This window comes from Staphylococcus sp. 11007852 (assembly GCF_011394325.1).
GTDB classification, from domain to species: domain Bacteria; phylum Bacillota; class Bacilli; order Staphylococcales; family Staphylococcaceae; genus Staphylococcus; species Staphylococcus agnetis.
Window position 1 is genome coordinate 126126 of the sequence record NZ_JAANBJ010000007.1, and the last position, 13301, is coordinate 139426.

Here is a 13301-nt window from a genome sequence, read left to right on the forward strand (position 1 = left end):
CGATGTTAAACGCAGAATTATTTTCAGATGCTGGTTTTTACCGAGAACAAAATGAAGACGCAGGTGGAATTTTTTACAATCAAACGGATCAACAATTGCTTGTCATTTGTGATGGTATGGGTGGTCACCAAGCTGGAGAAGTTGCATCACAATTTGTCGTTGATGCACTTCAAAAGCGTTTTGAGGAAGAAAATTATATTGAACAAGAAAACGCGGAACTATGGTTAAAGCAAACTTTACAATCTATTAATCTTGATTTATTTCTTTTGTCAGAGAGAGAACCAGCTTATCGCGGTATGGGGACAACATGTGTATGTGCGTTAATTTATGACCATCATATTGTTGTTGCGAATATTGGTGATTCAAGAGCATATTTGGTAAATGGTCGTTATTTTGATCAAGTGACAATTGATCATACATTTGTGAATCAACTTGTCATGTTAGGTCAAATTACACGAGAAGAAGCTTTACATCACCCTAGACGTAACATTATTACAAAAGTAATGGGAACAGACCGTCGCGTAAGTCCTGATGTTTTTACAAAACGCATTCACTTTTACCAATATTTGTTACTTAATTCTGACGGTTTAACGGATTATGTCCCTTTACAAGCCATACACGATGTACTCAATGAATCTATGACATTGACTGAGACAGGTGAGGCACTTATCGCACTTGCGCAATCTTATGAAGCTAAAGATAATACTTCTTTTGTTTTAGCAGAAATTGCAGGTGATCCTGTATGATTGGACGCATTATAGATGAACGTTATGAATTAAAACATATCTTAGGTGGAGGCGGCATGAGCAATGTTTATGTCGCTTGGGACCGTATTTTAAAACGACAAGTTGCTGTAAAAATGATACACGTTCCGCCAAATGAAAAACATGAGACCATTGCACGTTTTGAGCGTGAAGTTCAAAATACGACATTATTATCACATGAAAATATAGTGAGTGTGCTTGATGTTGGTGAAGAAGATGATTGCTTCTTTTTAGTGATGGAGTATATCGAAGGTCCAACACTTTCAGATTATATTAAATCTCATGGTCAATTAGCGCCTGATAAAGCCATTAAATTTGCTGAACAAATTTTTAAAGGCATTCATCATGCGCATGAAAAAGGGATTGTACATCGAGATATTAAACCACAAAATATCATTATTGATCGTAATCAAACACTTAAGATTGTTGATTTTGGAATTGCAAAAGCATTAAGTGAAACAGCGATGACCCAAACCAATCATGTCGTGGGTACGGTTCAATATTTATCTCCAGAGCAAGCTAAAGTTGAAAAAACGGGTGCACGCTCGGATATTTATTCTTTAGGTATTGTTTTGTATGAAATGCTTATCGGACATCCTCCCTTCAATGGTGAAACACCTGTGAGCATTGCTATTAAGCAAATTCAAGACCCAGTGCCTAATGTATCGGATACACGGCATGATGTGCCACAAGCTTTAAGTAATGTGATATTAAAAGCAACTGAAAAAGACCAATCTAAAAGGTATGGGTCTGTTGCTGAAATGCGCCATGATTTAAGTTCGACGTTATCTGAAGCAAGAGCACATGAAACGTTGTATCAACCTAATGAAAGTGCAACGAAGACCATTACACTCGATAAAAACGCAATTAAAAACGAACCATCTCAACCAAAATCAGTTAAAGAGACAACCCAAATACCTGTAGTAACGACGACACCCCACTCTAAAGCACCAGTGAATGAAGGATATCAAAAACGTTCAAGAGGGAAGAAAATCCTTTTTGGATTGATATTCACTATTTTATTCTTCAGCTTATTTATTTTTGTAGCTGCTGCAATGATGGGTGACAAATATAGTCAGGTGCCTGACCTACGTGGCAAAACAGAGGCTGAAGCTGAGAAAATGCTTAAAGATAATAACCTTAAGGTAGGACGTATTTCACAAGATTATAGCGAGCACTACGCCAAAAACCATGTTATGAAAATACAACCTGACGTCGGTGAGAAAGTTGAACAAGGCACAAAAATTGACCTTGTCATTTCTAAAGGTGAACATATTGAAGTCATGCCAAATCTCATTGGACAATCCAAAGCAGATGCACAAAAGACCTTAGAAGAATTGGGCTTTAAAAATGTGCATTTTACAACTGCGTACACGCAACATGACATACCTAAAGGTAATATTGAAGGACAAAGTATTACGCCTGGTCAAAAAGTTTCAGTTTCTAAAGAACGTGTTGAAATTACAGAGTCTCTCGGTAAACGAAAAGTTTATGTTGACGACTACACAAATAAAAAATTCTCTTCGGTGAAAAAAGAACTAGAAAATAAAGGTCTGACAGTACATGTTGAATCAGAACGTCATGATGATACGGTTAAAGAAGGGGATATCATTAATCATTCGCCACGTAAAACTGAGGTGGATGAAGGTAGTACCATTAACTTTATCGTATCGAAAGGTGATAAATCTAAAGATGATGAATCATCACCTGATAAAACATATTCTGAGTCATTTACGATTCCATATACGGGTAAAAATGATAAACCTCAAAAAGTTGAGATTTTTAAAAAAGACAAAAATAGTAATGGCGCCTCACCACTCCAATCATTCACAATCACAAAAGCTACGACTCAAAGTTTGAGCTTTGTTATCGAAGAGGGTGGCGAAGCGAGTTATATTGTAAAAGTTGATGGTAAAACGGTGAAAGATGAAACAATCGCCTATGATGATATTTGATATCATGATTTTAAAAATGAGATAGTAATAATATGAAAACCTTCAAAATCAACAATGATATTTGGAGGTTTTCATTATTTTAGAGTATTTTAGTGTGTGCGACATTCGGATTAATGTTTCTATTTATAATGAAGAGGATTTATCAAAGAGTAGGATTATTTCTTGTATAATACAACGTTATTTATATATATAATTGAAATGTCCTTAACCCATTGGCAGCCTCTTTTTTATTAGATTATTGAGATTGATTCACGTTATAATGGGGTAGAATGAAAGAAAATGTAATACGGGGGGAAGTAAAGTGGCAAAGCAACTACCAAAAGATCCAGGATTGGATAACACATTTAAAGTTTTAAAAGAGGCATATACATATGTACCGTGCCGCTTAGAAAAATTTAATTCTAAAGCATTTCAAACAACAGGTATGGGCATGAAGCCTATTGCAGTGATTAGTGGGAAAGAGGCTGCAGAGTTATTCTACAATAATGATGTCATGCAACGTGAAAAAACATTGCCTAAACGTGTGGTGAATACTCTGTTTGGTAAAGGTGCCATTCATACGACAAAAGGCAAAGTACACGTGGATCGTAAAGCATTGTTTATGTCTCTAATGACAGAAGAGAATTTAAAGTATTTACGTGAACTTACTCGTAATCATTGGTTTATGCATACAGAACATATGCAAAATCAAAAAGAGGTTAACATTTATAAAGAATCCATCTATGTTCTAACTAAAATTGGTTTTAGATGGGCGGGCATCCATCAAACCGCTGAAGAAGCTGAACAAAATGCAAAAGACATGGATATTATGATCGATTCATTCAAAGGTCTTGGCCAAACTATCGGTGGAGGATATCGTAAAGCTAAAAAAGCACGTGCACGTGTGGAACAATTCTTAGAAAATCAAATCATTGCTGTGCGTAAAGGTAAAATTAATGCTGAACCAGGCACTGCTTTGTATGAATTTGCACATTGGGAAGATTATAAAGGTAACCCTATGGATGCGCGCTTATGTGCGATTGATTTAATGAATGTTGTGCGTCCACTTGCAGCAGTGAACCGATTTGTAAGTTATGCAGTTAAAGCGATGATTGAATATGACCAAGAGCGTATCAAATTACAAGTGTCAGATGATCCTAACTATGCATATAAATTTGCCCAAGAAGTTCGACGTATATTCCCGTTTGTACCGTTCTTACCAGGTAAACTCAAGAAAAATATTGAATTTGATGGGTATCGTATTAAAAAAGGAACTTTCACACTGTTAGATGTTTTTGGTACGACACATGATCCAGAACTTTTTGAAAATCCTTACCAATTTAATCCAGACCGTTTCGAAAATTGGGATGGCAGTCCGTTCGATTTAATTCCTCAAGGCGGAGGCGATTTCTATACAAACCATCGTTGTGCAGGTGAATGGATGACTATTATTGTAATGGAAGAAACGATTAAGTATTTTGCGAATAAAATTGATTTTGAAGCCCCTTCACAAGATTTATCTGTGAAATTAGACCAATTCCCAGGTAAAGTGACAAGTGGTACAATTATTCAAAATGTGCGTCCACGCGTACAACGATAATCTATTATAGCGGCTAGGACTTTGATGTCCGCCGCTTTTTTGTCTTAAAAGCCATCGATGAACGTTGAACGCTTCAATGGGTAGAAATCTTCTTAACAGTATGGTAAATATGTGGCCAAAAGAATAGCAGTTCTTGATTACGCTTTATGGTGCTGATAGCCTATTATAAAATGTTAATTTAACTTAAAATCATCGTAAATGTTATAAATATATGTAAAAAGTTTCTTTCACATGTGCATTCATAAAAACCTTTGCTATAATGAATCTGAAATCATCATTAAACGAGGTGCAAATGTGAAAACAGGACGTATTATAAGATCGATAAGCGGTGTCTACAGAGTTGATGTGGATGGTCAATTATATGATGCAAAACCTAGAGGGCTATTTAGAAAAAAACAAATATCACCAATTGTTGGTGACATTGTTGATATCGATGACGAAACGCATGCATCAGGGTACATTCAGCATATCCACCCACGAGACAATGAGTTAAAACGTCCACCTGTGAGTAATATAGATTTACTCGTAATAGTTATGAGTGCGGTATCGCCTAATTTTTCGACGCAGTTACTTGATCGTTTTTTAGTGATTGGTCACTCTTATGGGTTAAAGCCTCGTATTGTGGTGACAAAAAAGGATTTAGCTTCTGATGATGAGGTGCGGTCGGTTAATGAGGTATTAGAAGTATATAAAAAAATAGGTTATGCGACACAATTTATCGGTAAAACAGATAAAGCAGAGGATATTTTTAATGAATGGGAACCAGGACTTGCTGTTTTAAGTGGACAGTCAGGTGTAGGGAAATCTACGCTATTAAATAAATATCAGCCTACATTCAATATTGAAACTAATGAAATATCAACATCATTGAATCGTGGGAAACATACGACAAGACATGTGGAATTATACCCCCGTCATAATGGATTTATTGCAGATACACCAGGTTTTAGTGCTTTGGACTTTGATCATATCGACAAGGACACTTTGAGAGATAATTTTATCGAAATTAGTCAATACGGTGCATCATGCAAATTTAGAGACTGTTATCATACGAATGAGCCTAAGTGTCATGTTAAAAAAATGGTAGAAGAAGGTGAAATTGAACCTTTTAGATATCAACATTACGTACAATTACTCAATGAAATTTCAAATCGAAAGGTGAAATACTAATGACTAAAATTTTTCCTTCTTTATTATCAGCTGATTTTATGAATCTTGAAAAAGAAATTGAAAAACTAACTGAAGCCGGTGTAGATGGCTTACATTTTGATGTAATGGATGGTCAATTTGTGCCAAACATCTCAATTGGGTTTCCAATTTTAGAGGCGTTACGGGCAAAAACAATATTACCTATAGATGTGCATTTAATGATTGCCAATCCTGAACAATATATAGATACATTTTGCGATAAAGGTGCAGATAAAGTTTCAGTGCATCTAGAAGCGACACCGCATATTCATAGAGCGGTACAAAAAATTAAAGCACATGGTAAAGAAGCCGGTGTAGTGATTAACCCAGGTACACCTGTATCGCAACTCCATAGTATCTTACACGATGTTGACTTTGTTTTAGTAATGTCTGTGAATCCGGGATTTGGCGGTCAAACATTTATTCCGCAAGCTGTAGACAAAATTAAAATGCTCGATGCGTTTAGAACAGAACACCAACTCAATTTTAAAATTGAAGTGGATGGCGGTGTCAATGATCAAACTGCTCAATCCGTTATTGAGGCCGGTGCAGACTGGCTTGTAGCAGGTTCTTACTTTTTTAAGTTTGATGCGTACGATGTAGCTCTAAAACATTTAAAATGTGAGGGATAATTGATGAAAAAACGTGTTCATTTGTTATGTAGTCAACGTAATATACCAAATCGCTTATTACAAAAAAAGGTTAATGAAGATTGGATAGGCGTAGACCGCGGCACACTCGTATTACTACAATCAAAGATACAACCGGTATATGCGGTAGGTGATTTTGATTCAGTTACAATTGAGGAAAAGCAGTGGATAGAAGCACGTATGAACATTGAAACCATGCCAAAAGAAAAGGATGTCACTGATCTCGCGTATGCTGTTCAAAAAGCATTAGAGATGGGATACAAAAAAATTAAAATTTATGGGGCGACAGGTGGTCGATTAGATCATTTTATGGGTGCCATGCAATTATTAAAACATGCAGATTTTAAAGATAAAAAAATACAACTCATTGATCAACGTAATGTCATTGAATTATTAACGCCAGGCACATACACAAAACATGTGAAACGTCGGTACCCATACATTTCATTTATTCCAGCCACTGATTATGCGACCTTATCATTAAAAGCTTTCAAATACGAGCTTGATAACAAACATTTAGAACAAGGTGCAACGTTAACCATTTCAAATGAATTTAAAGACAACGATGCAGAAATCCTTCTACACGAAGGTATGCTGTATCAAATTCGAAGTAAAGACTAAAAAAAATCCCGTGTCTTCCACATAAAGACACGGGATTTACTATATCAAAAATTTCTCAATTGAGAGACGTGCTACTGATAATTACACGCGAGTAACTTTACCAGATTTTAAAGCACGAGCTGAAACCCAAACTTTTTTAGGTTTACCATCAACTAAAATTCTAACTTTTTGTAAGTTAGCATTCCAACGACGTTTAGTTGAGTTTAATGCGTGTGAACGGTGGTTACCCGTTGACGCTTTACGGCCTGTTACGAAACATTGTTTACCCATCATCGTACCTCCTTTAAGAAATACAAATACACTTTGCTACTACATACTAAGGTAATATACCATATTCAAATTTTTAAAGCAATAAAAAATAGATGATATATTAGAAAATACTTTGTGCATGACGTACTTTCTGATATAATCTTAAATTGTGATTAAATATTTGCATGTTTACAAAATCTTTAAATAAGGTAGTTCCTTATGGAAAGGTTTAAATAAATTTAGTAAGATAGATATAAATATGTAAATCGATACTAATGGGAAAGTATGTTAGTGAGACATAAGTGCATTATTTTTAATGTACGTCAACAAAAATAAATGGGTATATAAGGTGTTATGTTTTCTAACTTCCGATAAACGAATTCGAGATCAAACATCTAAGGTCATCCAAGTTATTTCTTGTAACTCCATATATACAAGTGTTGAATAAGGAGGCGTTATTTATGTCATTAGAAATTACAAATGATTACGGCAGCATAGATATTTCAAACGAGGTAATTGCATCAGTAGTAGGTGGCAAAGCAGTGGAATGCTATGGCATCGTTGGAATGGCTTCACGTCAACAAGTTCGTGATGGGTTAGCAGAAATTTTAGGTCATGAGAACTACGCGAAAGGTATTGTAGTTAAAGAAGATAACGGTATTTTGGATGTAGATATGTATATTATAGTCAGCTACGGTGTGAAAATTTCTGAAGTAGCGCAAAATGTACAAGCTACCGTGAAGTATACACTTGAACATACACTAAAATTAAAAGTGAATTCAGTAAATATTTTTGTACAGGGCGTGCGTTTTAATAACGACGGTAATGACAAATAGGAGGACATTCGGATGGTTACGAAAATCAACGGTGATTTATTTGCCGAAATGATTATACAGGGAGCACAAAATTTATCTAATAATGCGGATATGGTAGATGCATTGAATGTATATCCAGTTCCAGACGGGGATACAGGAACGAATATGAATCTTTCAATGACGTCAGGTAGAGAAGAAGTTCAAAACAATCCTACGCACCATATCGGGGAATTAGGTAAGACATTTTCTAAAGGTTTATTGATGGGCGCACGTGGTAATTCAGGTGTTATTCTGTCACAAATTTTTAGAGGATTTTCTAAAGCATTAGAAAATGAAAAAGAAATTGATGCGCAAGGCTTTGTTAAAAGTTTCGAAGCCGGTGTTAACACAGCATATAAAGCAGTCATGAAACCTGTTGAAGGTACTATTTTAACAGTGGCTAAAGATGCTGCGCACGCTGCGACAGAAAAATTAAATGATACAGATAACTGTTTAGAAATTATGGAACATGTCTATGAAGCAGCGTTAAAGTCACTTGAAAATACGCCAAATCTACTCCCGGTTTTAAAAGAAGTTGGCGTTGTTGATAGTGGGGGTAAAGGCTTAACACTTGTTTATGAAGGTTTCTTGATGGCCATGAAAGGCGAAAAAATTGAAAAGAAAGCACCTAGCGTTGATAAAGAAGCATTTTTTAATGATGAACATGACTTCCATGGTGTCATTAATACCGAGGATATCGTTTACGGTTATTGTACTGAAATGATGGTGCGCTTTTTACCAGGAAAAGCAAAATTTGATGAAACTACATTTAGAGATGACATGAGTCAGTTCGGTGATTCTTTACTTGTGATTAGTGACGATGAAATTGTTAAAGTCCACGTTCATACTGAAACACCAGGTGAGGTATTCACGTTCGGTCAAAAGTATGGTGAATTAATTAAAGTTAAAGCTGAAAATATGCGTGAACAACATCGTGAAGTTTTACGTAAAGAAGCTGCTAAAGCTAATGATGCCGAGGCAGAGTCAAATGAACCAGTTGAAACAGCTATTATTACAATTTCAATGGGCGATGGCATTACAAAACTATTCAAATCGATGGGTGCCACGCATGTGATTAGTGGCGGACAAACTATGAATCCTTCTACTGAAGACATTGTGAAAGTTATTGAACAAAGTGGTTGTAAACGTGCAATTATTTTACCTAATAACAAAAATATTCAAATGGCAAGTCAACAAGCTGCTGAAATTGTTGATGTTGAAGCAGTGGTTGTACCTACAAAAACCATTCCACAAGGTATTACGGCGATGTTCAATTACGACAGTACGGTTGATTTAAAACAAAATCAAGACGTAATGACGTCAGCATTAGAAGATGTGAAGTCTGGGTCGATTACGTATGCGGTACGTGATACTAAAATTGACGGTATTACTATCGAAAAAGATGCGTTTATGGGCTTAGTTGAAGATAAGATTGTTGTAAGTGATAAGGATGTTCACGTGACGTTACAGAAAACATTAGACAAAATGTTAGATGAAGATAGCGAAATTTTAACGATTATCGTTGGTGAAGAAGCAACTGAAGCACAAACAGAATGGATTGAATCCTATATGGAGTCGAACTATGAAGATGTGGAAGTTGAAATTCAACAAGGTCAACAACCAATCTATCCTTATTTTTTCTCAGTTGAATAAATTTTTTAAAGTCACAGGATATGGGTATAAACCATTAACCTGTGATTTTTTTGGAATAATATATGCGCATTTGTAATCAATATCACAATATTTCAATACATGAAAATGCTTGTTATAATGTGAATGTCTTGCATTAATTTGCAACTAGGGGGAATGAAATGATGAAATATAAAAGTGTTTTTGACATTATAGGTCCTACGATGGTTGGCCCATCGTCTTCTCATACAGCTGGTGCTGTGCGTATAGGTCTCGTTGCAAGAGATTTATTTGGCAAGCAACCACAGCAAGCAGATATTTATTTATATGGTTCATTTATGGAAACATATCGTGGACACGGTACCGATGTTGCACTTGTTGGTGGACTTTTAGGTTATGATACGGACGATAGTCGTATCGAAAGCAGTCTTGAAACAGCAAAAGCAGAAGGTATGCGTATCAATTTCATTGAAATGGCGGAAGAGCGGGCACACCCGAATACAGCGATTATTGATATGATTGATGGTGACCATCATATATCGGTTGAAGGTGTCTCTATTGGTGGCGGTAAAATTGAAATTGTTGCCATTAACGGTTTTAAATTAGCAATAAGTGGCAATTATCCAACATTACTCGTTTTTCATCAGGATACATTTGGTACGATTGGTAAAGTGGCAAATATCATTGGTGATCATAGTATCAACGTTGGTAGTATGCAAGTGGCACGTAAAGAAAAAGGTGACCAAGCACTGATGACATGTGAACTTGATGAAGATATAAGTGAAGCAATTTTAAATGAAATTCGTCAAGTACCTGGTGTAGTAACAGTCTCCTTAATGGGTGATGCGTAAATGATGGAGGGGATAGCATGTTTAAAAATGTTAAAGAACTAATCGCTAAATGTGAAGCTGAAGATAAAGCGATTTATGAAGTGATGATGGAGCAAGAAATGGCCGTTACGGGTTTAACAAAAGAAGAAGTCTATGCTCATATGAATAAAAACTTAGAAACGATGGAAAATGCTGTTGAAGAAGGTATCAATGGTGTCACTTCAAAAACAGGCTTAACTGGCGGTGACGCAGTATTAATGAAACAGTACATTGAAAGCGGTCGTTCTATCGCTGGAGATACGTTACTTGATGCAGTTAGTAAAGCGGTTGCGACAAATGAAGTCAATGCAGCGATGGGGAAAATATGTGCGACACCAACAGCCGGATCAGCTGGTGTAGTGCCAGGGGTGTTATTTGCATTAAAGGATAAATTACAACTTTCACGTACAGATATGTTAAACTTTTTATTAACATCAGGGGCGTTTGGATTTGTAGTAGCCAACAATGCGTCGATTTCTGGTGCTGCTGGCGGTTGTCAAGCTGAAGTGGGTTCTGCAGCAGCGATGGCAGCTGCCGCAGTAGTTGAAGCTGCGGGCGGTACACCAAGACAATCTGCAGAAGGTTTTGCGATTTGCATGAAAAATATGCTGGGCTTAGTATGTGACCCAGTCGCAGGATTGGTTGAAGTTCCATGTGTTAAACGAAATGCTGCTGGTGCTTCCAATGCTATCGTTTCAGCTGATATGGCGTTAGCCGGTATTGAATCACGTATTCCAACGGATGAAGTCATAGATGCGATGTATCGTATTGGGCAAACGATGCCGTCTGCATTACGTGAAACAGGACGTGGTGGCCTTGCAGGTACGCCTACAGGTCAACGCCTCAAACAACAAATCTTTGGTGATTAATATGACAAAAGTAAACCTCATTGAAAATCCTTATGAGTTAAAGGACATCAAAGGGTTGGGGCCGAAACGGCTTCAAATTCTTAATGAAATGAATATATGGAGTATACAAGACTTAATACTTCATTTGCCAACGCGTTATGAAGATAATTCACTTGTTGATTTAAATGACGCTGATAATGAATCTACAGTGACAGTACAAGGTGAGGTCTATTCCTCGCCAACTGTCGCTTTTTTTGGACGTAATAAATCTAAACTAACAGTACACGTCATGATTAACGGCATTGCAGTGAAAGTTGTGTTTTTTAATCAACCTTATCTTAAAAAGAACATTCAACTACATCAACCTGTCGTGATTAAAGGCAAATGGCTCAAACATAAACAAGAGATTAACGGCACTAAAATGATGTTTGATCTATCTCAAGTAGAAGCGGCACAATTCACTCCTATTTATCGCGTGAAAGAAGGATTGAAACAAAAACCGCTTAACGACATGATTCAGAAAACCTTAAAAGACGTGACGATTCATGAGTGGCTACCTAGCGATTTACGCAAAAAATATAAATTAGAAACATTAAATGATACTATAAATGCTTTGCATCAAGCTAAAGATAAGCAATCATTGCTAAAAGCACGCCGGACATTTGCATTTACTGAATTTTTTATGTTTGAATTACGCATGCAATGGTTAAATCGTCTTGAAAAAGCGTCAGATCAAGCGGTAGAAGTCGATTATAATCTGGATGATGTTAAACGATTTATCGACGGGCTGCCATTTGAATTAACAGAAGGTCAAAAAACAAGTGTCAATGAAATTTTTAGAGACTTAAAAGCGCCTATACGCATGCATCGATTACTACAAGGAGATGTAGGATCTGGTAAAACAGTCGTTGCTGCAATATGTATGTATGCGTTAAAAACAGCTGGCTATCAATCTGCATTGATGGTACCTACAGAAATACTGGCCGAACAACATGCAGAAAGTTTAGCGCAATTGTTTGGTGACAAAATGAACGTTGCATTATTAACAGGTTCCGTTAAAGGTAAAAAGAGACGATTATTACTTGAACAATTGGCACAAGGTGAGATTGATTGCGTTATTGGAACGCATGCACTCATACAAGATGACGTTGTCTTTCATAATGTTGGACTTGTCATTACAGATGAGCAACATCGGTTTGGTGTTGAACAACGACAAAAGTTACGTGAGAAAGGAGCATTAAGCAATGTGCTCTTTATGACGGCTACACCGATTCCAAGAACGTTGGCAATCTCCGTTTTTGGTGAAATGGACGTATCATCTATCAAACATTTACCAAAAGGACGAAAACCCATTCAAACTTATTGGGCTAAACATGAAGCCTATGAACAAGTTTTAAGTCAACTTAACAATGAATTGAAAAAAGGACGTCAAGCCTACGTTATCTCACCACTTATTGAAAGTTCTGAGCATCTTGAAGATGTACAAAATGTGATTGCACTCTATGACGATTTAAAAATACAATTACCTGAAGCGCGAATTGGAATCTTACACGGTAAGATGACTTCAGATGAAAAAGATCAGGTCATGCATCAATTTAGTGCGCATGATATAGATGTACTTGTTGCAACAACTGTTGTAGAAGTAGGAGTAAACGTTCCAAATGCAACTTTTATGATGATATACGACGCAGATAGATTTGGCCTGTCAACATTGCATCAATTACGAGGACGTGTCGGTCGAAGTGAACATCAAAGTTACTGTGTATTGATAGCCTCACCCAAAACTGAGACGGGTATTGAACGTATGCAAATTATGACACAAACGACGGATGGATTCGAATTGAGTGAGCGAGATCTAGAGATGCGTGGTCCGGGAGACTTTTTTGGAGTGAAACAAAGTGGACTTCCAGATTTTCTAGTTGGCAACATCGTTGAGGATTATCGAATGCTTGAAGTGGCAAGAGACGAAGCGGCAGAATTGATTCAAAGCGGTGTGTTTTTTACATCGCAATTTGATAAATTACGTTCGTTTATAGAAGATAATATGTTACATCAACGCTTTGATTAATTTAACATTCTGAGCATTAAGACGTGA

12 protein-coding genes are annotated in these 13301 nt (G+C 36.5%); 11 read left to right on the plus strand and 1 reads right to left on the minus strand.

The features are described from left to right. Nucleotides 1-2: 2 nt before the first annotated feature. The 6 genes from G8Y85_RS01925 (at nucleotide 3) to G8Y85_RS01950 (ending at nucleotide 6757) form a co-directional block, all read left to right on the plus strand. Entirely contained in the window at nucleotides 3-746 is a 744-nt protein-coding gene (locus G8Y85_RS01925) for a Stp1/IreP family PP2C-type Ser/Thr phosphatase (protein WP_103346142.1), read from the plus strand. After that, nucleotides 743-2719 carry a Stk1 family PASTA domain-containing Ser/Thr kinase gene (pknB, locus tag G8Y85_RS01930; protein WP_165805360.1) on the plus strand — a complete coding sequence of 659 codons (1977 nt, stop codon included), beginning with the start codon at nucleotides 743-745 and terminating at the stop codon, nucleotides 2717-2719. The genes G8Y85_RS01925 and pknB overlap by 4 nt, the downstream gene beginning before the upstream one ends. Nucleotides 2720-3020: 301 nt before the next feature. Beyond that, a complete protein-coding gene (locus tag G8Y85_RS01935; RefSeq protein WP_165805361.1) occupies nucleotides 3021-4298 on the plus strand; it encodes a cytochrome P450 in 1278 nt (425 codons plus the stop codon). Nucleotides 4299-4592: 294 nt separating this feature from the next. Next, entirely contained in the window at nucleotides 4593-5468 is an 876-nt protein-coding gene (gene rsgA / locus G8Y85_RS01940) for a ribosome small subunit-dependent GTPase A (RefSeq protein WP_165805362.1), read from the plus strand. After that, the gene (gene rpe, locus G8Y85_RS01945) at nucleotides 5468-6118 is read left to right on the plus strand and encodes a ribulose-phosphate 3-epimerase (RefSeq protein WP_103346145.1); all 651 of its coding nucleotides are present in this window, start codon (nucleotides 5468-5470) and stop codon (nucleotides 6116-6118) included. The genes rsgA and rpe overlap by 1 nt, the downstream gene beginning before the upstream one ends. Nucleotides 6119-6121: 3 nt before the next feature. Then, the gene (locus G8Y85_RS01950) at nucleotides 6122-6757 is read left to right on the plus strand and encodes a thiamine diphosphokinase (protein ID WP_209104233.1); all 636 of its coding nucleotides are present in this window, start codon (nucleotides 6122-6124) and stop codon (nucleotides 6755-6757) included. Between the two features lie 81 nt (nucleotides 6758-6838). Here G8Y85_RS01950 and rpmB read toward each other — a convergent pair whose 3' ends face one another. Continuing rightward, nucleotides 6839-7027: a 50S ribosomal protein L28 gene (gene rpmB, locus G8Y85_RS01955; protein WP_037564748.1), complete on the minus strand. Its 189-nt coding sequence runs from the start codon at nucleotides 7025-7027 to the stop codon at nucleotides 6839-6841. Nucleotides 7028-7467: 440 nt separating this feature from the next. Between rpmB and G8Y85_RS01960 the strand changes: the two genes are divergently transcribed. From G8Y85_RS01960 to recG, 5 genes are all read left to right on the plus strand, one after another. Continuing rightward, complete coding sequence (locus G8Y85_RS01960; RefSeq protein ID WP_037564745.1) at nucleotides 7468-7842, plus strand: Asp23/Gls24 family envelope stress response protein; 375 nt, start codon at nucleotides 7468-7470, stop codon at nucleotides 7840-7842. Between the two features lie 12 nt (nucleotides 7843-7854). Beyond that, a complete protein-coding gene (gene fakA, locus G8Y85_RS01965; RefSeq protein ID WP_037564742.1) occupies nucleotides 7855-9513 on the plus strand; it encodes a fatty acid kinase catalytic subunit FakA in 1659 nt (552 codons plus the stop codon). Between the two features lie 161 nt (nucleotides 9514-9674). Next, on the plus strand, nucleotides 9675-10340 hold the full coding sequence (sdaAB, locus tag G8Y85_RS01970; protein ID WP_060552470.1) for an L-serine ammonia-lyase, iron-sulfur-dependent subunit beta: 666 nt from the start codon (nucleotides 9675-9677) through the stop codon (nucleotides 10338-10340). A 17-nt stretch (nucleotides 10341-10357) separates the two neighbouring features. Then, entirely contained in the window at nucleotides 10358-11227 is an 870-nt protein-coding gene (gene sdaAA / locus G8Y85_RS01975) for an L-serine ammonia-lyase, iron-sulfur-dependent, subunit alpha (RefSeq protein ID WP_085622305.1), read from the plus strand. 1 nt (nucleotide 11228) lies between these two features. Then, nucleotides 11229-13274, plus strand: a complete 2046-nt coding sequence (recG, locus tag G8Y85_RS01980) for an ATP-dependent DNA helicase RecG (RefSeq protein WP_105988958.1) — start codon at nucleotides 11229-11231, stop codon at nucleotides 13272-13274. Nucleotides 13275-13301 lie beyond the last annotated feature (27 nt).